Source organism: Streptomyces sp. NPDC047081, from assembly GCF_040643775.1.
Classification (GTDB): Bacteria; Actinomycetota; Actinomycetes; order Streptomycetales; family Streptomycetaceae; genus Streptomyces.
Genome location: NZ_JBEYUY010000040.1, coordinates 21,064 through 47,113 on the forward strand (window position 1 = coordinate 21,064; position 26,050 = coordinate 47,113).

Annotated in this window: 20 protein-coding genes; 12 read left to right on the forward strand and 8 right to left on the reverse strand. The window is 69.7% G+C overall.

Going from position 1 to position 26,050, the window contains the following annotated elements:
* Positions 1 to 56 precede the first annotated feature (56 nt).
* The 3 genes from ABZ848_RS44230 to metH all read right to left on the reverse strand — a co-directional run bounded on the left by ABZ848_RS44230 (position 57) and on the right by metH (position 6,498).
* Positions 57 to 1,661, reverse strand: a complete 1,605-nt coding sequence (locus ABZ848_RS44230; protein ID WP_360841305.1) for an ABC transporter substrate-binding protein — start codon at positions 1,659 to 1,661, stop codon at positions 57 to 59.
* Positions 1,662 to 2,078: 417 nt separating this feature from the next.
* Entirely contained in the window at positions 2,079 to 2,774 is a 696-nt protein-coding gene (locus tag ABZ848_RS44235) for an HAD family phosphatase (RefSeq protein WP_360841307.1), read from the reverse strand.
* 208 nt (positions 2,775 to 2,982) lie between these two features.
* A complete protein-coding gene (gene metH / locus ABZ848_RS44240; RefSeq protein WP_360841309.1) occupies positions 2,983 to 6,498 on the reverse strand; it encodes a methionine synthase in 3,516 nt (1,171 codons plus the stop codon).
* 286 nt (positions 6,499 to 6,784) lie between these two features.
* Here metH and ABZ848_RS44245 point away from each other — a divergent pair, with 286 nt between their 5' ends.
* The 4 genes from ABZ848_RS44245 to ABZ848_RS44260 all read left to right on the forward strand — a co-directional run bounded on the left by ABZ848_RS44245 (position 6,785) and on the right by ABZ848_RS44260 (position 11,990).
* Complete coding sequence (locus tag ABZ848_RS44245) at positions 6,785 to 7,549, forward strand: IclR family transcriptional regulator (protein WP_360841310.1); 765 nt, start codon at positions 6,785 to 6,787, stop codon at positions 7,547 to 7,549.
* Between the two features lie 385 nt (positions 7,550 to 7,934).
* Positions 7,935 to 8,735, forward strand: coding sequence for an MIP/aquaporin family protein (locus ABZ848_RS44250; RefSeq protein WP_360841312.1), 801 nt, complete (start codon positions 7,935 to 7,937; stop codon positions 8,733 to 8,735).
* A 50-nt stretch (positions 8,736 to 8,785) separates the two neighbouring features.
* Positions 8,786 to 10,324: a glycerol kinase GlpK gene (gene glpK / locus ABZ848_RS44255; protein WP_360841313.1), complete on the forward strand. Its 1,539-nt coding sequence runs from the start codon at positions 8,786 to 8,788 to the stop codon at positions 10,322 to 10,324.
* 49 nt (positions 10,325 to 10,373) lie between these two features.
* Positions 10,374 to 11,990, forward strand: a complete 1,617-nt coding sequence (locus ABZ848_RS44260) for a glycerol-3-phosphate dehydrogenase/oxidase (RefSeq protein ID WP_360841315.1) — start codon at positions 10,374 to 10,376, stop codon at positions 11,988 to 11,990.
* A 94-nt stretch (positions 11,991 to 12,084) separates the two neighbouring features.
* Here the strand turns inward: ABZ848_RS44260 and mtnK are convergent, their stop codons facing one another.
* From mtnK to ABZ848_RS44280, 4 genes are read right to left on the reverse strand one after another with little or no spacing between them, the layout of a single operon-like run.
* Positions 12,085 to 13,245: an S-methyl-5-thioribose kinase gene (gene mtnK, locus ABZ848_RS44265; protein ID WP_360841317.1), complete on the reverse strand. Its 1,161-nt coding sequence runs from the start codon at positions 13,243 to 13,245 to the stop codon at positions 12,085 to 12,087.
* A 22-nt stretch (positions 13,246 to 13,267) separates the two neighbouring features.
* Positions 13,268 to 14,314, reverse strand: coding sequence for an ABC transporter permease (locus ABZ848_RS44270; RefSeq protein WP_360841319.1), 1,047 nt, complete (start codon positions 14,312 to 14,314; stop codon positions 13,268 to 13,270).
* A 40-nt stretch (positions 14,315 to 14,354) separates the two neighbouring features.
* Positions 14,355 to 15,890: a sugar ABC transporter ATP-binding protein gene (locus ABZ848_RS44275; protein WP_360841321.1), complete on the reverse strand. Its 1,536-nt coding sequence runs from the start codon at positions 15,888 to 15,890 to the stop codon at positions 14,355 to 14,357.
* Complete coding sequence (locus ABZ848_RS44280) at positions 15,877 to 16,974, reverse strand: substrate-binding domain-containing protein (RefSeq protein ID WP_360841323.1); 1,098 nt, start codon at positions 16,972 to 16,974, stop codon at positions 15,877 to 15,879. Before ABZ848_RS44280 ends, ABZ848_RS44275 begins: the two co-directional genes overlap by 14 nt.
* A 537-nt stretch (positions 16,975 to 17,511) precedes the next feature.
* Here ABZ848_RS44280 and ABZ848_RS44285 point away from each other — a divergent pair.
* From ABZ848_RS44285 to mtnB, 3 genes are read left to right on the forward strand one after another with little or no spacing between them, the layout of a single operon-like run.
* Positions 17,512 to 18,111: a cupin gene (locus ABZ848_RS44285; RefSeq protein ID WP_360841325.1), complete on the forward strand. Its 600-nt coding sequence runs from the start codon at positions 17,512 to 17,514 to the stop codon at positions 18,109 to 18,111.
* Positions 18,108 to 18,842, forward strand: coding sequence for an acireductone synthase (gene mtnC / locus ABZ848_RS44290; RefSeq protein WP_360841326.1), 735 nt, complete (start codon positions 18,108 to 18,110; stop codon positions 18,840 to 18,842). Before ABZ848_RS44285 ends, mtnC begins: the two co-directional genes overlap by 4 nt.
* Positions 18,839 to 19,447, forward strand: a complete 609-nt coding sequence (gene mtnB / locus ABZ848_RS44295; RefSeq protein ID WP_360841328.1) for a methylthioribulose 1-phosphate dehydratase — start codon at positions 18,839 to 18,841, stop codon at positions 19,445 to 19,447. The genes mtnC and mtnB overlap by 4 nt, the downstream gene beginning before the upstream one ends.
* A 36-nt stretch (positions 19,448 to 19,483) precedes the next feature.
* Here mtnB and mtnA read toward each other — a convergent pair whose 3' ends face one another.
* Positions 19,484 to 20,515, reverse strand: coding sequence for an S-methyl-5-thioribose-1-phosphate isomerase (mtnA, locus tag ABZ848_RS44300; RefSeq protein ID WP_360841330.1), 1,032 nt, complete (start codon positions 20,513 to 20,515; stop codon positions 19,484 to 19,486).
* A gap of 319 nt (positions 20,516 to 20,834) precedes the next feature.
* Here mtnA and ABZ848_RS44305 point away from each other — a divergent pair, with 319 nt between their 5' ends.
* The 5 genes from ABZ848_RS44305 to ABZ848_RS44325 are packed head-to-tail and all read left to right on the forward strand — an operon-like array spanning position 20,835 to position 26,049.
* The gene (locus ABZ848_RS44305) at positions 20,835 to 21,887 is read left to right on the forward strand and encodes a BMP family ABC transporter substrate-binding protein (RefSeq protein WP_360841331.1); all 1,053 of its coding nucleotides are present in this window, start codon (positions 20,835 to 20,837) and stop codon (positions 21,885 to 21,887) included.
* A complete protein-coding gene (locus ABZ848_RS44310; protein ID WP_360841333.1) occupies positions 21,868 to 23,397 on the forward strand; it encodes an ABC transporter ATP-binding protein in 1,530 nt (509 codons plus the stop codon). Before ABZ848_RS44305 ends, ABZ848_RS44310 begins: the two co-directional genes overlap by 20 nt.
* Positions 23,397 to 24,434 (forward strand): ABC transporter permease, encoded by a 1,038-nt coding sequence (locus ABZ848_RS44315; RefSeq protein ID WP_360841381.1) that lies wholly within the window; start codon positions 23,397 to 23,399, stop codon positions 24,432 to 24,434. The genes ABZ848_RS44310 and ABZ848_RS44315 overlap by 1 nt, the downstream gene beginning before the upstream one ends.
* Positions 24,434 to 25,300, forward strand: a complete 867-nt coding sequence (locus ABZ848_RS44320) for an ABC transporter permease (RefSeq protein WP_360841334.1) — start codon at positions 24,434 to 24,436, stop codon at positions 25,298 to 25,300. The genes ABZ848_RS44315 and ABZ848_RS44320 overlap by 1 nt, the downstream gene beginning before the upstream one ends.
* Positions 25,297 to 26,049 carry a nucleoside phosphorylase gene (locus tag ABZ848_RS44325; protein WP_360841336.1) on the forward strand — a complete coding sequence of 251 codons (753 nt, stop codon included), beginning with the start codon at positions 25,297 to 25,299 and terminating at the stop codon, positions 26,047 to 26,049. Before ABZ848_RS44320 ends, ABZ848_RS44325 begins: the two co-directional genes overlap by 4 nt.
* Position 26,050 lies beyond the last annotated feature (1 nt).

Below are 26,050 nucleotides of genomic sequence, written 5' to 3' on the forward strand. Positions count from 1 at the left end.
TTGTCAGTTGTCGGAATCCCGGGGCCGCCGTCCCTGGGCCCCGGGCACGAGGGAGATCAGTCGCTCACGCCACGACCGAGCTCCCACAGCTGAAGCGTCGAGGAGGAGTTGAGCGCGTACGCCGTCCCCGTCACGTCGTCGCGGGCGGCGACGTACTGCTTGCCCTGCCACAGCGGCAGCAGCGGTACGTCGTCGGCGACGATGTCCTGGATCGAGGTGAGGCTCCCCGAGGCCGCGATCCGGTCCGCCTCACGGCGCGACTCCGGGATCAGGGTGTTGATGATGCTGCTGTTCCGGTACGGCGACTTGAGGAAGTTGTCCTTGTCCAGGAACGGCGCGAGGTAGTTGTCGGCGTCCGGGAAGTCGGGGAACCAGCCCATGCCCCAGACGTCGTACTCGCCCTTGCGCTCGGCCGGTACGAAGTCCTTCCAGAGCGCGCCCTCGATGCTGACGTCGAACAGGCCGCTGTCGTTGAGCTGCTTCTGAAGGATCTTGAATTCCTTCGCGGTGGCCGAGCCGTAGTGGTCGGTCGTGTAGTGCAGCGTCAGCTTGACCGGCGTGGTGATGTTGGCCTTGGTCAGCAGGGCCTTGGCCTTGGCGACGCTCGGGTCGCCGTACTTGTTGAAGAACGAGTTCGAGTGGCCGGTGATGCTCGCCGGGACCAGCGAGTACAGCGGCTCGGCCTGGGTGCCGTACACCTTGGAGACGAGTTCGCCGCGGTTGATGAGCTGCGCCATCGCCTGGCGGACGGCCTTGTTCTTGACCGTCGGGGCGTCGGTGTTGAAGGCGAGGTAGCGGATCTCCAGGCCGGACATCTCGACCAGGTCCTCGTTGTTGTTCGAGTCCTCGGACAGCTTCTGGATCTGCTCGGGCGACATGGTGCGGGTCATGACGTCGATGTCACCCTTGTCCAGGGCGGTGCCCATGGCCGCGGCGTCCTTGTAGGACACCATCTCGACCTTGGAGTTGTTCACCTTCAACGTCCCCTTGTAGTTGGGGTTCTTGGTGAAGGTGGCCTTGACGATCGCGTCGTCCTTGACCTCGGCCGACATGGTGTACGGCCCGGAGCCGTCCACGTCGAAGCCGTCGCGCAGCTTGTTCTTCTCGTAGTCGTCCGGGTTGACGATGCCGGCGACCGGGGTCGACAGCTTGTACGGGAAGGTGGCGTCGGCGGTCTTGAGGTGGAAGATGACGTCGCGGTCGCCCTTCACCTCGACGGTGTCGATGGTCGACAGCAGACCGACCGGACCGCCCTCGGCGTTGATGGCACGCGCGCGGTCGATGGAGTACTTCACATCGGCCGCGGTGACCTTGTCGCCGTTGGAGAACTTGAGGCCGTCGCGCAGGGTGCAGGCGTAGCGCTCGTTGCCGCTGTCGGTGAAGCCGCACTTCTCGGCGGCCTCGGGCACCGGGTCGCCCTCGCCCTTGGGCTGGATCATCAGGGTCTGCACGGTCTGGCGCAGGATGTTCCAGGAGCCGACGTCGTAGGCGTAGGCCGGGTCGAGCGGTGCCGGGGCGTCCTTGGTCGCGGCGAACGTGTCCGTCGTACCCACGACGATCGCGCTTCCGCCTCCGCTGCCGCTGTCGGAGCCGCCGCACGCGGCGAGCACGGGTGCGAGCAGGCCGACCACCGCGGGCAGCACCAAGGTCTTGCGGTTCATGCTCGTGTTTCTCCAGAGCTGTTCAGGTCCGTGTATCCGGCATGCAGGGGTGTCGCGGCGGATCACGGGGGTAGCGGCGATGTTCTCGCGACGAGATTAGTCCGCACCAGCACGAGGGTTCGCGGTCACCGGAGTTGAGCACCCATCACGCAGCGAAACCGGGCGTGGACAGACCGAAAACCCGACAGCGGAAGGATTAGTGCAGCTTTCCATCAATCGGGACACAAGGGCGCGCCGAAACTCGCGGAAAGGGGATGCGCAGCACAGGTCGTCCGAGCTGTCGACCCTGCTGCAAGTGGGGAACCTCACATTCCCAATCACCGGGATCGCTACCGGAATTCGGCCATCCGCACTTACCGGCAATTCCCTCGGACGTACGCCCGGGGAATTCCTGTTCCTAAGCGGATCGGGCCGTGATCAGAAAGTGATCAATCCCCGCAGAAATGCCAGGTCCACCTCTTCCAGCGAGGTCACGACGGTCCGCCGCACGGCGGCCGTGATGGGGGCGACCGAGGGGACCGCCACGACATGGCAGCCCGCGGCCTCGGCCGCCGCGACGCCGGTCGCGGTGTCCTCGACGACCGCGCATCTGGCCGGATCCACGCCGAGTCCGGCGGCGGCGGCGAGATACGGGTCGGGGTACGGCTTGGTGCGCGGCACCTCGTCGCCGGCCACCGACAGGGCGAAGTGGTGCGCGCCCAGCGAGGCGAGCACACGGTCGATGATGCGCCGGTGGGAGGCGGAGACCAGGGCGGTGGGGATCTCGTACTCGGAGAGCTCGGCGAGCAGCCTGGCGGCGCCCGGCATCAGCGGCAGGGCGCGGCCGATGCGGTCCTCGAAGCCGTCGTTGAGCAGGACGGACAGCTCGGCGAGGGTGATGTCGGCACCGGTGGCCTCGATGAGGAACCCGGCGCTGCGGGTCATGGGGCCGCCGACCACGACATGCCGCCAGGACTCGTCGAGGACATGGCCGAGGCGGGCGAAGATCTCGACCTCCACGTCCCACCAGAAGCCCTCGGTGTCCACCAGGGTGCCGTCCATGTCGAGGAGCACGGCCTGCAGGGCTGAGCCTTCGGCCGTACGGGTTCCGAGCGCGGGGACCGTACTGGTCATCCGGGCGCACCTCCTTGAGGGACGATCAGGCCGGTTCCCGCTGGGGGAACCGGCCTGCAGTGGACCGACCAGTGTACGTCGCCCGCGAGCGAAGCGCCTCGTTTATCCGGCGTGGTCCGGGGCACACCGTGGGTACGGCCAGGGGACGGCCTGACGTGCGCCGATGTGCCCCGGGCGGCTTGTCCGGCGTGCCCTCGGACGGGATTTTTCAGCGGGCGTTGAAGTACTTCGCCTCGGGGTGGTGGATCACGATCGCGTCCGTGGACTGCTCCGGGTGCAGCTGGAACTCCTCGGACAGATGGACGCCGATGCGCTCCGGCTGGAGCAGGTCGGCGATCTTGGCACGGTCCTCCAGGTTCGGGCACGCTCCGTAGCCGAGCGAGAACCGTGCGCCACGGTACTTCAGCGCGAACATGTCCTCGATCGCGTTCGGGTCCTCCCCGGCGAAGCCGAGCTCGGAACGCACACGCGCGTGCCAGTACTCGGCGAGGGCCTCGGCCAACTGGACGGACAGGCCGTGTAGTTCGAGGTAGTCGCGGTAGGCGTTGGCCTCGAAGAGCTTCGCCGTCCGCTCGCCGATCCGGGAGCCGACGGTGACGACCTGGAGGCCGACCACGTCGGTCTCCCCCGACTCCTGCGGGCGGAAGAAGTCCGCGAGACACAGGCGGCGGCCGCGGCGCTGGCGCGGGAAGGTGAAGCGGGTCCGTTCGTTGCCGTGCTCGTCCAGGATGATCAGGTCGTCGTCCTTGGACACGCACGGGAAGTAGCCGTAGACGACGGCCGCTTCGAGCAGGTTCTCGGTCTGGAGCTGGTCCAGCAGCCCGCGCAGCCGCGGCTGGCCGTCGGTCTCGACGAGTTCCTCGTACGTCGGTCCCTCACCGGTGCGGGCCTGCTTGAGGCCCCACTGGCCCTTGAACAGCGCGCCCTCGTCGAGCCAGCTCGCGTACTCCTTCAGCTGGATGCCCTTGATGACACGGGTGTCCCAGAACGGCGGGGTGGGCACCGGGTTGTCGACGGCGACGTCGGAGCGGACGTGCCCCTCCTCCGGGCGCTCCTCCTCCACCTGTACGGCGGCGGCGCGCACCCGGCGCTGCTTGAGCTCCGGCAGCTGGGCGCCGGGCACGCCCCGCTTGACGCCGATCAGCGCGTCCATCAGGCGCAGCCCCTCGAACGCGTCGCGGGCGTAGCGGACCTCGCCCTCGTACAGCTCGTGCAGGTCCTGCTCGACATACGCCCGGGTCAGGGCCGCGCCGCCCAGGATGACGGGGTAATCGGCCGCCAGGCCGCGGGAGTTGAGCTCCTCCAGGTTCTCCTTCATGATCACCGTGGACTTGACCAGGAGCCCGGACATGCCGATGACGTCGGCCCGGTGCTCGGCGGCGGCGTCCAGGATCGCGGAGACCGGCTGCTTGATGCCCAGGTTGACGACGTTGTAGCCGTTGTTGGACAGGATGATGTCGACGAGGTTCTTGCCGATGTCGTGCACGTCGCCGCGCACGGTCGCCAGCACGATGGTGCCCTTGCCGTCGGCGTCCGTCTTCTCCATGTGCGGTTCGAGGTAGGCGACGGCCGCCTTCATCACCTCGGCGGACTGCAGCACGAACGGCAGCTGCATCTGGCCGGAGCCGAACAGCTCGCCGACCACCTTCATGCCGTCCAGCAGCGTCTCGTTGACGATGTCGAGGGCCGGGCGGTCCTGCAGGGCCTCGTCGAGGTCGGCCTCCAGGCCGTTGCGCTCACCGTCGATGATGCGGCGCTTGAGGCGCTCCTCCAGCGGGAGGGCGGCCAGTTCCTCGGCCTTGCCGGCCTTCAGGGACTTGGCGGTGGCGCCCTCGAAGAGCTGCATGAGCTTCTGCAGGGGGTCGTAACCCTCGGCGCGACGGTCGTGGATCAGGTCGAGGGCCGTCTGCACCTCCTCCTCGCTGAACCGGGCGATCGGGAGGATCTTCGACGCGTGCACGATCGCCGAGTCCAGGCCCGCCTTCACGCACTCGTCCAGGAAGACGGAGTTGAGCAGGATGCGGGCGGCCGGGTTGAGGCCGAAGGAGATGTTCGACAGGCCCAGCGTGGTCTGCACGTCCGGGTGGCGGCGCTTGAGCTCGCGGATCGCCTCGATGGTGGCGATGCCGTCCTTGCGGGACTCCTCCTGACCGGTGCAGATGGTGAAGGTCAGGGTGTCGATGAGGATGTCCGACTCGTGGATGCCCCAGTTGCCGGTCAGGTCGTCGATCAGCCGCTCGGCGATGGCGACCTTCTTCTCGGGCGTACGGGCCTGGCCCTCCTCGTCGATGGTCAGCGCGATCAGCGCGGCACCGTGCTCCTGGGCGAGCTTGGTGACCTTCGCGAAGCGGGACTCCGGGCCGTCGCCGTCCTCGTAGTTGACGGAGTTGATGACCGCGCGGCCACCGAGCTTCTCCAGGCCGGCCCGGATGACGGGCACCTCGGTGGAGTCCAGCACGATCGGCAGGGTGGAGGCGGTGGCGAAGCGGCCGGCCAGCTCCTCCATGTCGGCGACGCCGTCCCGGCCGACGTAGTCCACGCAGAGATCCAGCATGTGGGCGCCCTCGCGGATCTGCTCCCGGGCCATCTCCACACAGTCGTCCCAGCGGGCCTCCAGCATCGCCTCGCGGAACTTCTTGGAACCGTTGGCGTTGGTGCGCTCGCCGATCGCCAGGTAGGAGGTGTCCTGGCGGAAGGGGACGGTCTGGTAGAGGGAGGCGGCGCCGGGTTCGGGGTGGGGGGTGCGCTCGGTGGGGGCCATGTCGCGGACGCGCTCCACGAGCTGGCGCAGGTGCTCCGGCGTCGTACCGCAGCAGCCGCCGACCAGGGAGAGGCCGTAGTCGCGTACGAAGTTCTCGTGGGCGTCGGCCAGCTCCGGCGCGGTGAGCGGGTAGGTGGCGCCGTCCTTGCCGAGGACCGGCAGGCCCGCGTTCGGCATGCAGGAGAGCGGGATGCGGGAGTGCCGGGAGAGGTAGCGCAGGTGCTCGCTCATCTCGGCGGGACCGGTCGCGCAGTTCATGCCGATCATGTCGATGCCGAGCGGCTCCAGCGCGGTCAGCGCGGCGCCGATCTCGGAGCCGAGCAGCATGGTGCCGGTGGTCTCCACGGTGACGGAGACGATGATCGGGAGGTCCAGGCCGGCGATCTCGCGGGCCCGCTGGGCGCCGATCACCGCGGCCTTGGTCTGGAGCAGGTCCTGGGTGGTCTCGACGATCAGCGCGTCGGCACCGCCCGCGATCAGGCCTTCGGCGTTCTGCTGGAAGGCGTCGCGGATCGTGCCGTAACCGATGTGCCCGAGCGTCGGCAGCTTCGTGCCCGGCCCGATCGAACCCAGCACCCAGCGCTGACGCCCGTCCCGGGCGCCGTACGCGTCGGCGGTCTCGCGGGCGATACGGGCGCCGGCCTCGGACAGCTCGTACACCCGCTCCGCGATGTCGTACTCGGCCATGGCCGAGTGGTTGGCGCCGAAGGTGTTCGTCTCGACGCAGTCCACGCCGGCGTCGAAGTACGCCTCGTGGACGGAGCGGACGATGTCCGGGCGGGTGAGGTTGAGAATCTCGTTGCAGCCCTCGAGGTCCTCGAAATCCTCCAGGGTCGGCTCCTGAGCCTGGAGCATGGTTCCCATCGCTCCGTCGGCTACCACCACTCGGGTGGCCAGTGCCTCACGGAGCGCGGACACACGGGTCCGGCTGTCGGCGGAAGGGGTCAGTGGCGACGAGGCCATGAAAGGGGCTCCCTCTGGTGCGACGGCTGTCGGCTTTGCGCGGCCCGTGGAACTCTCCGCGGTGGGCGCACTTCGCCAGAGTAACCGGGTCGCCCCGGGGATGGTCATAGGCGTCCAGGGGGCGGACGAGGATGACGGGCAGGCCTCTCCCGGGATACCAGTGACGCAACGGATACCGACCGACCATTAGCGGTGGGTCGGCATCGACCGGTAGTGTTCGGCATTGCCGAACGACGTTATCCACGACGTTACGTCGACGGTCGAAGGGGACGGAGGCAGTACGGCGATGGCACGGAACATCCAGTCGCTCGAACGGGCGGCCGCGATGCTGCGGCTGCTCGCGGGCGGCGAGCGGCGGCTCGGCCTCTCGGACATCGCCTCGTCGCTGGGCCTCGCCAAGGGCACCGCCCACGGCATTCTGCGCACCCTCCAGCAGGAGGGCTTCGTCGAGCAGGACGACGCCTCCGGGCGCTATCAGCTGGGCGCCGAGCTGCTGCGCCTGGGCACCACCTACCTCGACGTCCACGAACTGCGCGCGCGTGCCCTGGTGTGGACGGACGACCTGGCCAGGTCCAGCGGCGAGAGCGTGTACCTCGGCGTCCTGCACCAGCAGGGCGTGCTGATCGTGCACCACGTCTTCCGGCCCGACGACAGCCGGCAGGTGCTGGAGATAGGGGCCATGCAGCCGCTGCACTCCACGGCCCTGGGCAAGGTGCTGTCGGCGTACGACCCGGTGGCGCACAGCGAGGCGATCGAGGCCGACCGCAAGCCCTTCACCGAGCGCACGGTGTGCGAGCTGGAGGACTTCGAGCACATCCTCGACATGTCACGCGCGCGTGGCTACGCGGCCGACGTGGAGGAGACCTGGGAGGGCGTCGCGTCCGTCGCCGCGCCCATCCACGACCGGCGGCGGATGCCGGTCGGCGCGGTCGGCATCACGGGTGCGGTGGAGCGGCTGTGCCTGGACGGGGAGCTGCGTCCGGAGCTGATCGCGGCGGTGCGGGACTGTGCCCGCGCGGTCTCCCGGGACCTGGGCGCGGGGCGGTTCTGAGCTGCCGTAACGGAGTCTGAGAAACGTACGTGAAAGGCCGGGACGCGGGTGGCGCGTCCCGGCCTCGGTCGTACTCTGACATAACGGGCGAAGCGCCCCACGGGCGCGGACGCCCCCGTTACCTGCCGGTACGCGGCTGACCAGCAAGATCGACAGCTCACAGCAATCAATAACGATCGTGTTTTCGACAACAGAACTCTTGACGTGCGCGTAACGCCGGAGCAAGACTCCCGTCCATCGGTCGGCATTGTCGAACACCTACCGGCAATACGCGCTAGAGTGTGACAACGCCAAGGGCCGGCAACGCTCTCACCCCCGAGGGCAGCTCGAACTCCCGGAGGGACCCGGGGTTCGGTCCCCTGGACGAAGGACAAAGGAGTCGCGGGTGTCCAGCTCCGACATCTTCATCGGCGAGACCATCGGTACCGCCATACTCATCCTGCTCGGCGGCGGCGTCTGCGCCGCCGTGACGCTGAAGGCCTCCAAGGCCCGCAACGCCGGCTGGCTCGCCATCACCTTCGGGTGGGGTTTCGCCGTACTGACGGCCGTCTACATCTCCGGGCCCCTCTCGGGCGCCCACCTCAACCCGGCCGTGACGCTCGCCCTCGCGCTCAAGAAGGACGGCATCTCCTGGAGCGACGTCCCGATCTACTGGGGCGGGCAGATGCTCGGCGCCATGATCGGCGCGGCGCTCGTCTGGGTCGCCTACTACGGCCAGTTCCACGCGCACCTCACCGACAAGGAGATCGTCGGCGGTCCGGGCGCGCAGGCCACGAAGGCCAAGGCCGTCGAGGCCCAGGAGGCGGGCGCCGGCCCGGTGCTGGGCATCTTCTCCACCGGCCCCGAGGTCCGCGTCGCCTGGCAGAACGTCGCCACCGAGGTCATCGGCACGATGGTGCTGCTCCTCGCGGTTCTCACGCAGGGCCTCAACGACTCGGGCAAGGGCCTGGGCGCCCTCGGCGGTCTGATGACCGCCCTCGTGGTGGTCTCCATCGGTCTGTCCCTCGGCGGCCCGACCGGCTACGCGATCAACCCGGCCCGTGACCTGGGCCCGCGCATCGTGCACGCGCTGCTCCCCCTGCCCAACAAGGGCGGTTCCGACTGGAGCTACGCCTGGGTGCCGGTGGTCGGTCCGCTGATCGGCGGCGCCATCGCTGCAGGCATCTACAACGTCGCTTTTGCTTAAAGCAACTCGGTAGACCCTCCCCCCAACTCACGGAACCCCAGGAGCACACAGTGACCGACGCGCACACCGCCGGCCCCTTCATCGCCGCCATCGACCAGGGCACGACCTCCAGCCGCTGCATCGTCTTCGACCGCGACGGACGTATCGTCTCCGTCGACCAGAAGGAGCACGAGCAGATCTTCCCGAAGCCGGGCTGGGTCGAGCACAACGCCAACGAGATCTGGACCAACGTCCAGGAAGTCGTCGCCGGAGCCATCCAGAAGGCCGGCATCACCCGTGACGACATCAAGGCCATCGGCATCACCAACCAGCGTGAGACCACGCTGCTGTGGGACAAGAACACCGGTGAGCCCGTCCACAACGCCATCGTCTGGCAGGACACCCGCACCGACGCCCTGTGCAAGGAACTCGGGCGCAACGTCGGCCAGGACCGCTTCCGCCGCGAGACCGGCCTGCCGCTGGCCTCGTACTTCGCCGGCCCGAAGGCCCGCTGGCTGCTCGACAACGTCGAGGGTCTGCGCGAGCGCGCCGAGGCCGGGGACATCCTCTTCGGCACCATGGACAGCTGGGTCATCTGGAACCTGACCGGTGGTGTCGACGGCGGCAAGCACTACACCGACGTCACCAACGCCTCCCGCACCATGCTGATGAACCTGCACACGCTGGAGTGGGACGAGAAGATCGCCGAGTCCATCGGCGTCCCGCTGGCGATGCTGCCGGAGATCCGCTCCTCCGCCGAGGTCTACGGCGAGATCAAGGGCGGCAAGCTGGGCGAGCTGCTCGGCGGCATCCCGGTCGCCTCCGCGCTCGGCGACCAGCAGGCGGCCCTGTTCGGCCAGACCTGTTTCGCGGAGGGCGAGGCCAAGTCGACGTACGGCACCGGCACGTTCATGCTCATGAACACCGGCGAGAAGATCATCAACTCGTACTCCGGCCTGCTCACCACCGTCGGCTACCGCATCGGCGACCAGACCCCGGTCTACGCGCTGGAGGGCTCCATCGCCGTCACCGGTTCGCTGGTGCAGTGGATGCGCGACCAGATGGGCCTGATCTCCACCGCCGCCGAGATCGAGACGCTCGCGCTCTCCGTCGAGGACAACGGCGGCGCCTACTTCGTGCCTGCCTTCTCCGGTCTGTTCGCCCCGCACTGGCGCTCCGACGCCCGCGGTGTGATCGCCGGCCTCACCCGGTACGTCACCAAGGCGCACCTCGCGCGCGCCGTCCTGGAGGCCACCGCCTGGCAGACCCGTGAGATCACGGACGCCATGACCAAGGACTCGGGCGTCGAGCTCACGGCCCTCAAGGTCGACGGCGGCATGACCTCCAACAACCTGCTGATGCAGACCCTCTCGGACTTCCTGGACGCCCCGGTGGTGCGCCCGATGGTCGCCGAGACCACCTGCCTCGGCGCCGCCTACGCCGCCGGTCTCGCCGTCGGCTTCTGGACCAGCACCGACGACCTGCGTGCCAACTGGCGCCGGGCCGCCGAGTGGACCCCCCGCATGGACGCGGAGACCCGCGACCGTGAGTACAAGACCTGGCTCAAGGCCGTCGAGCGGACCATGGGCTGGATCGAGGACGAGAGCTGACGAGCACCTCCCCTGCTCGGACGGCTCTGATGAGGAGTAAGAACCCGAAATGACCAGTCAGACCACCCTCCAGTCCGTGCCTGCCCTCGGTACGCGCCCGGCCTCCGGCTCCAACCCGAGCCGCGCCGAGACCCGCGAGCAGCTCGCCAAGGCGTCGTACGACCTTCTTGTCATCGGCGGCGGCATCCTGGGCATCTCCACCGCCTGGCACGCCGCGCAGTCCGGCCTGAGGGTGGCTCTGGTCGACGCCGGCGACTTCGCCGGCGCCACCTCTTCCGCCTCCTCCAAGCTGCTCCACGGCGGTCTGCGCTACCTGCAGACCGGCGCGGTGAAGCTGGTGGCGGAGAACCACTTCGAGCGCCGTGCGGTCTCCCGTCAGGTGGCTCCCCACCTGGCGAACCCGCTCACGTTCTACCTCCCCGTGTACAAGGGCGGGCCGCACGGCGCTGCGAAGCTCGGAGCGGGCGTCTTCGCCTACTCCGCGCTGTCGGCTTTCGGTGACGGCGTCGGTCACCTCCTGTCCCCCGCGAAGGCGGCGCAGGACGTGCCCGAGCTGCGCACCGACAACCTCAAGGCCGTCGCGGTCTACGGCGACGACCAGATGAACGACGCGCGCATGGCGCTGATGACGGTCCGTGCGGCCGTCGAGGCGGGTGCGGTGGTGCTGAACCACGCCGAGGTGACCGGGCTGCGGTTCACCAAGGGGCGGGTGACCGGCGCGGACCTGCGCGACCGTACGTCCGGTGACGAGTTCGGGGTCAACGCGCGGCTGGTGCTCAACGCGACCGGGCCGTGGGTCGACCACCTGCGCCGGATGGAGGACCCGAACGCCGCGCCGTCGATCCGGCTGTCGAAGGGCGCGCATCTGGTCCTGAAGCGGACGTCTCCGTGGAAGGCCGCGCTGGCGACGCCGATCGACAAGTACCGGATCACCTTCGCCCTGCCCTGGGAGGACATGCTGCTGCTCGGTACGACCGACGAGCAGTACGAGGGCGACCCGGCGGATGTCGCGGTCAACGAGAAGGACATAGCCCAGATCCTCGACGAGGCCGCGTTCTCGATCCGGGACCAGCAGCTGTCGCGGGACCTGATCACGTACTCCTTCGCCGGGCTGCGGGTGCTGCCGGGTGGGCCCGGTGACACGGCCAAGGCCAAGCGGGAAACCGTCGTCACGGAAGGCCGGGGCGGGATGCTGTCCGTCGCGGGCGGCAAGTGGACGACCTTCCGGCACATCGGCCGTACGGTGATGCAGAAGCTGGAGTCGCTGCCGGGCGCTCCGCTGGGGGACGACTTCGAGCCGATCTCTTCCCTGCCGAAGAAGCTGCCGCTGCCGGGGGTTGCCAATCCGCGGGCGGTTGCGCACCGGTTGCTGGTGGACAATCCGGCGCCGGGGCCGCGGATGGCCGCCGACACGGCCAAGCACCTTGCCACGCATTACGGGTCATTGGCCTTCGACATTGCTCGACTGGCCAATGAGAACCCGGAGTTGGGCGAGCGGGTGCATGCGGATGCGCCGGAGATCTGGGCGCAGGTTGTTTATGCGCGGGACAACGAGTGGGCCGAGACGGCTGATGATGTGCTGCGGCGGCGGACTACGTTGACCATTCGGGGGCTTGCCACGGATGAGGTTCGCAGCAAGGTTCAGGATCTGCTGGACAAGAAGTAACGGGTTGTATTTCGTCTGAAGGGGCGTGGGGGCTGGTCGCGCTCACGCGGCGGTAGCCGCAAATCGACACAGCCCCGCGCCCCTTTTGGGGCGCCTACAGCAGCGTTCTTACGTCGTTCGGGTTCTTCAACTCTTCGCGGCGGACGATTAGTTCGCGGCCCAGGAGCAGTGCCCTACGGGATGCCGGGGCCGGGTCGGGGAGCGTCGTGAGGTCTGTCAGGTGGGCGAAGCCGATGATCCGGCGGATGATTTCCGCGCCTGCGTAGCCCAGGGATTCCGTCCAGACTCGGCGTAGGAAACGGTCCAGGTACGCGTCGTCGAAGAAGGTGTCCACCCTCGTCGGCCACAGGCGGCGGAATTCCCGCTCGAACGCCTCCCAGGAGAGCTTGAGTTGGTCCCCGTGATCGCTCAAGGTGCCCAGCGCTCGCGCCCGTTCCTCCGACACCAGGGCGTTCGCCCAGTACAGGCCCAGGTCGAAGCCGATCGGGCCCACGAAGGAGAACTCGGGGTCGAAGACCCGGACCACCGGGGTGTTTTCGCGTTCGCCGACCATGATGCTGCCCGTGTGGAGGTCGCCGTGGAGCAGGGCCTGGGCGCTGGTCATGAACAGATGCCTCAGGTCCGCGACCTCCGTGCGGAGGCGGGTGTCCGCGCGGAACTCCGACGCCAGGTCGGTCAAGTCCTCGTGCCAGTGGTTGTGTTCGTGTTCGATGTACGGCTCGGAGAGGACCACGTCCTCCGTGATCTTGCAGAGTTCGGGGCTGACCGAGGCCGCGATCAGGGCCTTGCGGGATGCCGAGTCCATGCCGAAGTCGCTGGTTGCGAAGGAGAGTTGGGCGACCAGTTCGCCGATGCGGGCGGAGGTGTGGGGGCCGTAGGGCGCGCCCTCGTTGAGGAGGGTGCGCAGGACCTCCAGGTCCGACATGTCCTCCATGACCAGGGCGTAGTTCTCGGGGTCGTAGCCGTGGATCGCCGGGATCTTGTCGGGGGCCACGCGCGCGATCTGGTCGTAGGCGCGGGCCTCGGCGTCGGCACGGTCCGGGTTCATCGGCCAGGACGGGCCGGCCACCCGGACCCAGGGCAGGGCCTGCTTCACGGCCACGCTGCGGGTGCCGTCGGCCGAGGACGCCAGGAAGACCCGGTTCATGTTGCCGTCCGAGACCTCGCGGACGTGGATGTCGGAGACGTCCGCCCAGTGGCCGCGTTCGTGCAGGTAGGCGGGGATGTCCTCGGTCTCCAGGATGCGGTAGCCCATCGTGTGAACTCCTCGAACTTCCTTATGCGGTGCGGCGCTTGGACAGCGTGAAACTGAAGACCAGGGCGAGGATGAGGACGGCGCCCTCGACCACGTCCTGGGTGTAGTACGGCAGGCCCTTGATGGTCAGGCCGGTGGTGATGATGCCGATCAGGACCGCGCCGAGGGCCGTGCCCCAGACGTTCGGGCGGCCCCGGCCGAGGACCGAGGTGCCGACCAGGGCGACCGCCACCGCTTCCAGGAGCTGGGAGGTTCCGGCCGAGACATCCCCCTGGCCGATGCGGGAGGCCAGGATCAGGCCGCCGATGGAGGCGAGGACGCCGGAGATGACGTAGGCCAGGGCGCGGTAGGCGCCGACGCGGATGCCGGCCAGGCGGGAGGCCTCGGGGTTGGCGCCGATGGCGTACAGGATGCGGCCCCAGCGGGTGCGGGCCAGGAACACCCAGGCGGCGACGGTCAGGCCGCCGAAGATCAGCACCGAGACGGGGATGCCGAGGACCGTGCCCCGGTCGATCTTCAGGAAGCCGGCCGTGAACTTGCCGGGGGCCGTGGTGCCGTCGTCCAGGGTCATGCCGGGGGTGATGGACTGGCCGTCGACCAGGATGAGTTTGCTGCCCTGGATCACGAACATGGTGCCGAGCGTGGCGAGCATGTCGGGGATCTTGAGTACGACGATCAGGAGGGCGTTCAGGAGGCCTGCGAGGGCGCCTGCCGCCAGGACCGCGATGATCGCGACCGTGCCGATCTGGTTGTAGACGACCATCGTCTGGGCGGCGACGGACACGCCCAGTCCGGCTACCGCGCCCACCGACATGTCCATTCCGCCCACGGCCATGGTGAGCGTCACGCCCAGGCCGAGGATGGCTGCCACGGAGACGTATCTCAACGTGTCGAGGAGCGTCGCCGACTCGCGGAACGAGCCCTCGCTCAGCGCGAAGTAGAGGAACAGCGCGACTGTGACGAAGATGAAGCCGTACTTGATCACGGCGTTCTGGACGCGCACGGCGGCGGTGGCGGTGGGCGGGGTCGCCGCCTTCGCCGGGGTCTCGGTGCTCTGGGTGGTGGTCATGGGTGCTTCCTTCAGCCTTCGGCGGCGGCAGCGGCGGGCTTCACACCGACGCCGAGATGGTCTGGATGACGCGGTCGCGCTCCGCGTCCTCGCCGTACGCGTCGAGGTGGATCTCACCGGCGGCCAGTACGACGACCCGGTCGGCGATCTCCAGGATCTCGTCGACGTCGGCGGACAGGACGAGGACCGCCGCGCCCTCGGCGGCCAGGGCGCGGGCGCGGCGGCCGATGTCCCGGCGGGCGCCGATGTCCACGCCTCGGAACGGTTCGTCCAGGATCAGGACACGGGGGGTCTCGGCGAGCCAACGGCCGACGACGACCTTCTGCTGGTTGCCGCCGGACAGCTCCTCCACGGTGCTGTGCTCGTCGCGGGCGACGACGCCGAGGGCCTCGATCGTCTCGCGGCCCAGGGCGTCCTCGCGCGAGTGGCTCACGAGTCCCGCTCGGGACAAGGACTTCAGGAACGGCAGTGAGATGTTCTGCGCCAGCGACCAGCCGGGGACGAGGGCGTCCGCGTGCCGGTCCTCGGGGACCAGGTGGATGCCGCCGCGGATGGCGTCGGCGGGCCGCTTCGGCTCGTACGGCTTGCCGTCCAGCTCCACCCTGCCCTCGGCGAACGGTTCGGCACCGAACAGGCCCCGGGCCAGCTCGGTCTTGCCGGCGCCCAACAGGCCCACCACTCCGGTGACTTCGCCGGTGCGGAGGTCGAGGTCGAGGGGGGCGCGGCCGTCGAAGAGTCGTACACCTCGGAGGGAGAGGACGACTTCGCCTTCGGCGCCCTCGCGGACCGGGCGGGCCGTGGTGGCCTCCTGGGCCTGGGCGAGCATCGCGCGCAGGGCCGCGTCCCAGTCGAAGGGCCTGGCCTGGTCCTCGGTGAGACGGCCGTCCCGCAGGACGACCAGGCGGTCGGCGAGCGCGTCGATCTCGCCGAGGCGGTGGGAGACGTAGAGGACCGCGATGCCGTCGTCGCGCATCTTCTCGACGAGCGCGAACAGGCGCTCCGCCTCGGCGGCGGAGAGCGCGGAGGTCGGCTCGTCGAGGATCAGCAGGCGCGGGCGGGTGGCCAGGGCGCGGGCCAGGATGAGCAACTGGCGGTCGGAGATGCCGAGTTCGCCGACGTCCTTCTTCAACAGGGCGTCGCTCCAGTCGAGGCCGAGGCCCGCCTGGATCTCGCGGGCGCGGGCCAGGACCTTGCCGCTGTTGAGGAACGGGTTGCCGCGCTTCTGCGCCAGTTCCTCGAAGACCAGGTTCTCGGCGACCGTGAGGCCGGGCACGATGCCCTCGCCGATGCGCTGGTGCACCGTCTGGATGCCCAACTGCCGGGCGGCGAGCGGCGACTGGAGAGCTGCGGGCTCCCCTGCGACCCGCACCTCTCCGCCGTGGTCCGTGTGCACGCCCGACAGGATCTTGATGAGCGTGGACTTGCCGGCGCCGTTCGCGCCGAGCAGCGCGACCACGCTGCCCGGTGCGATGTCCAGCGAGACGGAGGCGAGCACCGTCTTGCCGCCGAAGGCCATGCTGACGTCGGTCAGGCCGACGGCGGGCACCTCTTCAAGGGAAGCCTCAGTGGGCGACATTGGGAATCCAGTCCGCGGTGCTGACCTTGGAGAGGTTCAGTGCAGGCAGCGCGGTGCGCAGCTGGTCCATGTTCTCGATCTTGTTCTTGCGCAGGAAGTCCTGGGTGATGGCGACGGCCGGGAAGGACACGGTGTCCTTGTTGAGCTGTCCGGCCAGTTCCAGGGCTGCGGTGCGGACGACGGCGGCGCCGACCGCGGACGGGTCGGTGCCCGCCGTGGCGACCCACGGGCTGTTCGCCGCGGTCATGTTCTGGATGTCGGCGTTGGAGACGTCCGCGCCGAAGACCTTCACCTTGTCCTGCAGCTTCTTGTTCTGCACGGCGAGGACGGTGCCCTTGGCCAGCTCGTCGTAGGGGGCGAAGATGCCGGTCACGTCGGAGTGCTGGGTGAGCGCGGCGGAGACCAGGGGAACGTTGTCGGTGGCCGTGGAGTCGGTGACCTTGCCGACCTTGAACTGCTGCTTCCAGCCCTGTGCGGCGAGTTCCTTCGCCCAGACGGTGTTGCGCTTGTCGAGGGCGGCGTAGCCGGCCACGTTGACGTAGCCGACCTTGGCGTTCTTGCCGACCGACTTCGCCATGACGTCGAGCACGGCCTGGGCCATGCTGGCGTCGTCCTGCTCGGTGGAGACGACGCCCTTGGTCTTGGTCTCGACGTCGTAGACGACGACCTTGATGCCCTTCTTCACAGCCTTGTCGATCTCCGGCTGGATGGTCGCCGGGAAGCCGTGGTCGATGATGATCGCCTGCGCGCCGGAGTTGATCGCCGAGGAGAGGTCCGTGGCCTGCTTGGCGTTGTCGGCCTGGGCGTCGTACACCGTCAGGTCGACGCCGAGGGCCTTGGCCTGGGCCTTGGCGCCGTTGCCCCACTGCTCGAAGTAGTCGCCGGCGCCGCTCTGCCGGACCAGCGCGACCTTGACGGTGCCCTTGCTGAAGGGTGCGGGCTTCTTGCCGGTGGCGGCGGAGGCCGAGGCGGCGGTGTCGCCGGTCTTCTCCGAGGCGTCGGAGGACTGCGAGCAGCCGGAGAGGACCAGGGCGGAGACGGAGGCCAGCGAGAGCGCGGCGAGAGGGACGCGGATACGGGACATGAGGGGCTCCAGGTGCAGGGGGTCGCGCAGAGGGAAGCGGAGGGAAGGGGGTGGCCTGAACCGGAGCAGGGGTGGAAATCGCGCCAGCGCGAGGAGGCTTGGCGGTCACGCGCCGGAGGGAGGGCGCGGTGGGGCTCCGGGGGAGGTCAGCGACAGCTGGCCGTGGTCGACCGGAGCAAATCCACGTACAGCCGCCGCACGAGCAGCAGCGTCTTCATGGGTAGATCATGAGAACGGTTTCAGCCATGCGTCAAAGGAATGAACGCGCTTTCTCAGTCCTTGAGACAACGACTACGTCACACCAGGTCGGCACGGAGTGGCGAGTTACCATCGGCTGACCGGCACCCGACCCGGCACAGTGAGGCCCTGATGACGACCCCTCGCGCGACCGCGCTGCTCATGCCCTGCATGCGCCGCTGTCCCGGCGCGCTGTGTCGCGGCTGAATCCCTCTTCGCCGAAGTCGCCCTTTCCTCTCCGCCCGTCCGGTGCTTGTCTCGGTATCCGGACTTCCCTCCCAGCTTCCTGGAGTTGCTCCCATGACCCTGCTGACGACCTGGTCCGAGTCCGGCCCCGAGTCCCTGGTCCGCCGCACCGCGGACCCCTCCGAGATCGCCGAGGCGCTCAAGCCGCTCGGTGTGCGCTACGAGCAGTGGCCGATCCGCGAGGACGTCCCCTTCGACGCCGACAGCGAGACGGTGTTCGCCGCCTATGGCCCCGAGATCGACAAGCTGAACGCCGAGGAGGGCTTCACCACCGTCGACGTGCTCGGCCTGCACCCCAGCGACGACCCGGAGTTCCCCGCGAAGGCGAAGGCGGCCCGCGAGAAGTTCCTCCAGGAGCACACCCACGACGACGATGACGAGGTCCGCTTCTTCGTCTCCGGCTCCGGCATCTTCTACCTGCACGTCAACGGCGAGGTGCACGCCGTCTTCTGCGAGAAGGGCGACCTGCTGGGCGTGCCGCGCGGCACCACGCACTGGTTCGACATGGGCACCAACCCGTCCTTCACCGCGATCCGCTTCTTCCACGAGGAGGACGGCTGGATCGGCAACTTCACCGGCTCCACCATCGCCTCCCGCTTCCCGGACTACGACACGATCGCGGCCGGTTACGAGGCCGACAGGGCCGCCAAGTGAGCCTGCGGGGCCTCGACTTCGACGTGGACGCCGTGGTGCTCGACATCGAGGGCACCACGAGCGCCACGGGGTTCGTCGTCGACGTGCTGTACCCGTACTCGCGCTCTCGTTTCGGAGCACTGCTCTCGGAGCGGAGCGGTGATCCGGACGTGGCGCGCGCGATCGCGCAGGTGCGGGAGGAGATCGGCGAGCCGGACGGGGACGCCGCCCGTATCGAGAAGACCCTGAACGCCTGGCTCGACGAGGACCGCAAGGCGACCCCGCTGAAGACCCTCCAGGGCGTCATCTGGTCCGAGGGCTTCGCCCGCGGCGACCTCGTCTCGCACTTCTACGACGACGTCGTACCGAGCCTGCGCGCGTGGCACTCGGCGGGCGTGCGGCTGTACGTCTACTCGTCCGGGTCGGTGGCCGCGCAGCGCGCGTGGTTCGCGTCGAGCCCGGAGGGCGATCTGCTGCCGCTCGTCTCGGGGTTGTACGACACGGAGAACGCGGGGCCGAAGCAGGAGCCGGAGTCGTACGGCCGTATCGCCGAGGCCACCGGAATCGCGCCCGGCCGGCTGCTCTTCCTCTCCGACCGGCCCGGCGAGCTGGACGCGGCCCGTGCGGCCGGGTGGCACGCGGTCGGGATCCGGCGGCCCGGGGAGCCGTACTTCGAGCAGGGCGTCGGCGACCACGCCGAGGCGGGGACGTTCGACGAGATCAGCATCAGCACTTCCAGGAGCACGGCATGACCGACGGCATCAGCGCACTCGACCTCGAGGAGGCGGGGGCGGTCCTCGCCGCCGAGTCCGCACGTTTCGCGTCCTTCGGCTGGATGCGGGGGACGTCCGGGAACCTGTCCGTGGTGCTCTCGCGCGAGCCGCTGCGCCTCGCGGTGACGGCCAGCGGGCACGACAAGGGTGAACTGACCCCGGCGGACGTGGTGTTGGTGGACGGCCAGGGGGCGGCCGTACAGGGCGGGAAGCCGTCCGCCGAGGCCGAGCTGCACGCCCGGGTCGCCGCGCTGACCGGGGCGGGGGCCGTGGTCCACGTCCACACGGTCGCCTCGGTGGCGATGGGGAAGCGGGAGCCGGGCGGGATCGTCTTCAAGGACGTGGAGATGCTCAAGGGGGTCGGGCAGCCGGCCCACGACGTCGAGGTGACGCTGCCGGTCATCGCCAACAGCCAGGACATGAAGGTGCTGGGCGACCGGCTGGAGGAGGCGCGGAACCCGCGGATGCCGGCCGTGGTCGTCGCGGGGCACGGGCTGTACGTGTGGGGTTCGGATCCGCGGCAGGCTCGGCATCACACCGAAGTGGTGGAGTGGCTGCTGGAGTTGGAGCTCACAGAGCGCTGAGATGCGGAAGGGGCCCCGAGTTCGGGGCCCTTTCGGTTACTTGAGGTGTTCGCCGGGCAGCTGCCCCGCCGACACCTCCAGCACGCCCCGCTCCGTGACCAGCCCCGTCACCAGCCGGCCCGGCGTCACGTCGAACGCCGGGTTGTGGCCGCGGGACTCGGCCGGAGCGACCCGCACCCCGCCCCACTCCAACACCTCGGCCTCACCGCGGAGTTCGATGTGGATGTCGTCGCCGGTCTTGGTGGAGAGGTCGACCGTGGTCGTGGGGGCCGCGACCAGGAACGGGATGCCCGCGTCGGCGCAGGCGAGGGCGACGCCCACGGTGCCGACCTTGTTGGCCGTGTCGCCGTTGGCCGCGATGCGGTCCGCGCCGACGATCGCCGCGTCGACCTCGCCGCGCAGGATCGTCCCGGCCGCGGCGCCGTCGGCCTGGACGTAGTGCGGGATGCCCTCCTGGACCAACTCCCAGGCGGTGAGCCGGGATCCCTGGAGCAGGGGACGCGTCTCGTCGGCGTACACGACCTCCAGGCGTCCGCGCGCGTGCAGTTCGCGGACGACGCCGAGTGCCGTGCCCCAGCCGGCCGTGGCGAGGGCGCCCGTGTTGCAGTGGGTCAGGATGCGCAACGGCCGGTCCTCGCCGACCCGTTCGAGCAGCCAGTCGGCGCCGGACGCGCCCATCGCGCGGTTGGCCTCGACGTCCTCGCGCTGGACCGCCGCGGCTTCCTCCAGCACCGCGTCCAGGCCCTCGGCGAAGCGGGTCATGACCCGGTCCACGCACACCATGAGGTTCACGGCGGTGGGCCGGGCCTCGCGTATGCGGGCGACGGCCGCGCGCACCTCGGCCTCGGTCCAGCCCTCCCGCCGCCCCTCGATCAGCGCGAGTGCCACGCCGTACGCCCCGGCCGCCCCGATCGCCGGCGCGCCGCGCACCACGAGGCGCTGGATCGCATCCACCAGCGTGTCCACATCGCGGACATCCATCGTCTCGGTGCGGTGCGGCAGCAGGGTCTGGTCGATCAGCGCGAGACCGGTACCAGTCCAGTCGACGGCGCGCAGTTCCTGGGACATAACGGGACACTCCTGATGTTCCGATGGTGTCCGACACCGTACATGACCTGGAAGAACCACAGTTCGAGACAGTCGAGCAGGTGTCCGGAAACCGGTGTTACAGTCCAGCACCTGCATCCCGCAGGACGACACCCGTGTCCCACAGGCCGAGACGGAGGAGGAGCCACGTGCCGCTGACGACGCGCCGTTTCCTCGACCACGGCCACTGCGCGAGCGACGGCTGTCGACGCTGACCCGTCCCCCTCGGCGTCCCCCCAAGAACTCTCAGCTCTCACACGCTCCCGCCAGAGCGTGCTCCGCCGTATCCGGAAGGTCCCCGATGCACCGCAGATCCCGTCGTACCCTGCAAGTCGCCGCCGCCACCGCGCTGCTGGTCACCGCGGCCACGGCCTGCAACGCCGCCGCGAAGAACGACGCCTCGACGAGCGCGAGCGGGGGCAGCGGCAAGTCGTTCACGCTGGTCACGCCGGACGCCGTCGGACAGAACGAGTTCCTGAAGCTCGCCGTCACCGGCATCAAGGACGCGGCGAAGCAGCACGACGGGACGCAGAAGGTCTACGAGTCGACCGACACCGCCTCCCAGCAGCAGAACGTGCAGGCCGCCGTGGACGCGCAGCCGGACGTCATCGTGCTGGTCGGCTTCGAGTTCGCCGACCTCGTGGCGCAGCAGGCCAAGGCGCACCCGAAGCAGCAGTTCCTGATGATCGACGCGTGCACGACCAAGACGTATCGGAACGTGAGCTGCGCGGTCTTCCGGGAGCACGAGGGCGTCTATCTCGCGGGCGCCGAGGCCGGGCTGCTCAGCAAGTCCGGCAAGGTCGGCGCGGTCGACGTGCTCGACACGCCCCAGTTCCGCCGCTACAGCGACCCGTTCGCGGCCGGCGCCAAGAAGGTCGCCGCCAAGACCGAGACCTCCACCCGCTTCGTCGGCGGCCAGTCCCCCTTCGACGACTCGGCGCGCGCCAAGGAGCAGGCGAACTCCCTGCTCTCCAAGGGCTACGACCAGCTGATGGCGGCGGCCGCCGCCGGCAACTACGGCGTCTTCGAGGCCGCCAAGGCCAAGGGCGCGTTCGCGTACGGCGTCGACGTCAACCAGTGCCCCTCGGCACCCGGCACGGTCGTCGACAACGTGATCAAGCGCACGGACGTCGCCGTCGAGAAGGGCGTCGACGCGGTCCTGGGCGGCAAGGCGGGCACCACCGTCTCGTACGGCCTCAAGGAGGGCGGCATCAGCCTCACCGGCCTGGAGGCCGGGGTCGACTCGTCGAAGTGCGTGATCGCCGACCACAAGGACGTGCTGAAGCAGGTCGAGGCGCTGCGCGACCAGATCGTCGCCGGAAAGCTCAAGGTCGATGACCCCGCCGCGAGCTGACGTCGACGCGGGCACCGGTCGGGCCGACCTCGCCGTCGAACTCCGGGGAATCACCAAGCGGTTCCCCGGCACGCTCGCCAACGACGACGTCGACCTGACCGTCCGCCACGGCGAGATCCACGCCCTCATGGGCGAGAACGGCGCCGGCAAGTCCACTCTCATGTCGGTCCTGTACGGCATGGAGCGCCCGGATGCCGGGACGATCCGTATCGACGGGCGGGAGGCGGCCTTCGCGAGCCCGTCCGACGCGATGGCCGCCGGGCTGGGCATGGTCCACCAGAGCTTCAAGCTGTTCGACTCGCTGACGGTCGCCGAGAACGTCGTCTACGCGGCAGAGCCGCGCCGCTTCGGCCTGGTGGACCGCGCCGCGGCCCGTCGCCGGGTGCGCGAACTCGCCGCGGAGCACGGCCTCGCCGTCGACCCGGACGCCCGGGTCGGCGGACTGCCGGTGGGTCTGCGGCAGCGCGTGGAGATCCTCAAGCTGCTGCACCGCGGCGCCCGTACGCTCATCCTCGACGAACCGACCGCGGTACTGACCCCGGCCGAGGCGGACGCCCTGTTCGCGGTCCTCAAGTCGCTGGCCGCACAGGGCCGAACGGTCATCCTCGTCACGCACAAGCTGCGCGAGGTGCTGGAGGGCAGCGACCGGGTGACCGTGCTGCGGGACGGCCGGGTGGTGGCCCGGCTGGTCACCGCGGAGACCTCCGCCGACGAGATCGCCGCCGCGATGACGGGGCGCGCGGTGGAGTTGGACCGCATCCACGCGCCGGGGTCGCCGGGTGACGTCGTTCTCGACGTCGCCGGTCTGTCCACGGATGGCGTCCAGGATGTGGACCTCTGTGTCCGCGCGGGCGAGATCGTCGGTATCGCGGGCGTCGCCGGCAACGGCCAGAGCGAGCTGGTCGAGGCGCTGGCCGGGCTGCGGGCGGTCACGGCGGGGCGCGTGTCGCTCGACGGCCAGGACATCACCCATGCGTCGGCCGCCGAGCGCCGGGCCAGGGGGCTGGCGTACGTGCCCGAGGACCGCCATGCGGTGGGCACGGCGCCTGCGGCCTCGGTCGCGGACAACCTCGCGATGGGGCATCACCGTACGTCGCTGTCCTCGCGTGGACTGCTGCCTCCGGCGGACGTGCGTGCTCACGCTCGGAAGCTGGTGGAGCGGTTCGGCATCAAGGCGTCCAGCACGGAAGTGCCGGCTTCGGCGCTGTCCGGCGGCAACCTTCAAAAGCTGCTCATCGGCCGTGAACTCGCCCACGACGCCCCGCTGTTGCTCGTCGAGCAGCCCACGCGTGGCGTCGACATCGGCGCCATCCAGAACATCCACGACCAGCTGATCGCCTACCGCGACGCCGGTCATGCGGTGCTGCTCGTGTCGGCGGAGCTGAGCGAGATTCGGGGGCTCGCCGATCGGGTGCTGGTGATGTACGAGGGGCGGGTCACGGCGTCGTACGCGAAGGATCAGGCGGACGAGCGGGAGTTGGGGCTGGCGATGGCCGGGGGTGGCCGGTGATCCATCGCATATCCGGAGTCCTCCGCTCCCCCATCACCTTCTCCGTCCTCGCCGGCGTCCTCATCGGCGCCCTCTTCCTCATCGGCACCGGCGCCGATCCGATCGCCGCCTACCAGGCCGTGCTCACCGGCTCGCTCGGTGCCGACGGCATCGGTTCCACACTCACCACCGGCACCAGCGTGCTGGGCATGGCGCTCGCGCTGGCGATCCCGCTGCGCGCCGGGCTGATCAACCTCGGCGGCGACGGGCAGATGGTGCTCGGCGGCATCACCGCGGCCGTGACCGGCCTCTACTCGCCGCTGCCCGCGCCCCTCACGGTCGTACTGGCCCTGCTCGCGGGCATGGCGGCCGGTGCCGCGTACGCCGTGCTGGCAGGCCTCTGCGAGAACCATTTCGGCGTGCCGCTGCTGGTCAGCAGCCTGCTGCTGAGCTATCCGGCGGTGTCGCTCGCCTCCTATCTGGCCCGGTACCCGCTCAAGGAGCCCGGCTCCAGCCTCCCGCAGACGCGGGCGCTGCCGGACGGGGTGGCGCTGCCCGCGTTCGGCGACTCGACGGTGACCGTCGGCCTGCTGCTGGTCGTCCTCGCGGCGGCCGCGTACTGGTTCACCGACCGGCGCACCGCGTTCGGGTACGAGATCCGGATGACGGGTCTCAACTCCCGATTCTCCGCGTACGCGGGCGTCGAACGCCGGGGCCTGACCCTGAAGTTGATGTCCGTGTCGGGCGCACTCGCCGGACTCGTGGGCGCCATCGGGGTGTTGAGCTTCCCGTACCGCTTCGTGGACGGCTCGCTCACCGCACCCGGCTACACCTGGACGGGACTCACCGCCGCGCTGCTGGCCACGGCCGCCCCGTTCGGCACGGTGATCGCGTCCTTCTTCTTCGCCGTCCTCCAGGTCGGCGGGCTCGCGATGGAGCGGACGACCGAGGTGCCGCGCGAGCTGACGCAGGTGCTGCAGGCGGTCGTGATCGTGTTCCTGGCCGCCCGACTGCGGTTCCCGCAACGGTGGTTCGGGAAGCGAAGGGAGGCTGTCTGATGTTCTTCGACTCCGATCTCCTGATGTCGGCGCTGCGTGCGCTGACCCCGATCCTGCTGGCCGCGCTCGGCGGGGCGATCTGCGAGCGGGCCGGGGTGTTCAACATCGGCCTCGAAGGCATGATGCTGCTCGGCTGCTTCACATCGGTGGCGACGAGCTGGTTCACCGGAAGCCCGTGGCTCGGGGTGCTGGCGGCGGCGCTCGCGTCGGCGGCGTACTCACTGATCCTCGCCGTGGGCGCGGTGACGCTGAAGGGGGACGCGGTGGTGCTGGGAATCGCCATGAATCTCCTGGCGGTTGGCCTGACCAGCTTCCTGCTGCGTACGGTCTTCGGTGTGCAGGGCACTTTCGACGATCCGTCACTCGCCGGACTGCCACTGGTCGGTGGCTTCACGCCGCTCGCGTATCTGGCGTTCGTGGCGGTCGCGTTGGCCGCGGTGATGCTGTCCCGGCATGTGTGGGGGCTACGGCTGCGCGGGGTCGGCGAGGCTCCGGACGCGGCGGCGACGCTGGGGGTGAGGCCGGCGAAGTACAAGTACGCGGCCGTGCTGGTCTCGGGCGCGCTGTGCGGTCTCGCCGGGGCCCAACTCGCCCTGGGTAACGTGACCTTGTTCTCCGAGAACATGACCGCGGGCCGCGGCTGGATCGCGGTCGTCGCCGTCATGCTCGGCCGGGCCGCGCCCCTCGGTGTGCTGCTCGCCGCGCTGCTCTTCGGTCTCGCCGAGGCGGCCGGCTTCCGCCTCCAGGGCCTCGGTCTGCCGCAGCAGGCGACCGACGCCGCGCCGTACGTCGTCACGCTCGGCGCCCTCTTCCTCACGACGGCCCGCCGCCGTCGTACCCGTCCCTCCCCCGGAGTCGCCTCATGACGCAGGATCTGCTGCCCGTCACCCGAATACCGCGCACCGGCCTCCCGGCGCACGCCGTCGTCGTCGGCGACCCGGCGCGCGCGGCCGCCGTGGCCGCGCTGCTCGACGGCGCCGAGGAGGTGTCGTACCACCGCGAATACCGTGTGTTCAGCGGGAGTTGGAAGGGGCTGCCGGTGGTCGTCGCCTCGCACGGGGTGGGTGCGCCGGGCGCGATCCTGCTGTTCCAGGAGCTGGCCGACGCGGGCGTGCGCACCTTCGTGCGGTTCGGTACGGCGGGTGCGATGAAGGCGGGGATCGGCGACGGCGATCTGGTGATCGCGGAGGCGGCGGTACGGGACGACGGGGTCACGCAGCAACTGCTGCCACCCGAGTATCCGGCGGTCGCGGCTCCGGAGGCGGTGTTCGCCTTGCAGCGGGCGGCGCGGGAGGTGGACGCTCCGTACCACCGGGGGGTCGTGTGGACGCGGGCCGCTTTCCAGCCGGGGCTGCTGCCGCTGTTCTCCTACGAGGGTGCCGGACTCGCGGCGATCGAGATGGAGTTGTCCGCGCTGCTGGTCACGGCCTCGCTGCGGGGGCTGGTCGCGGGCGGGGTGCTGGTCGTCGACGGGGCGAACGCGGACGAGCTCGTGGACGAGGGCGGTGCCAGCGTCTACGACCCGCACCGGGAGGTCGTCGCGGCCGGTGTCGAGCGGGGTGCCGTGGTGTCGCTGGAGGCGCTGCGGCTGCTGGCCGAGGAGTACGAGGCGTGAG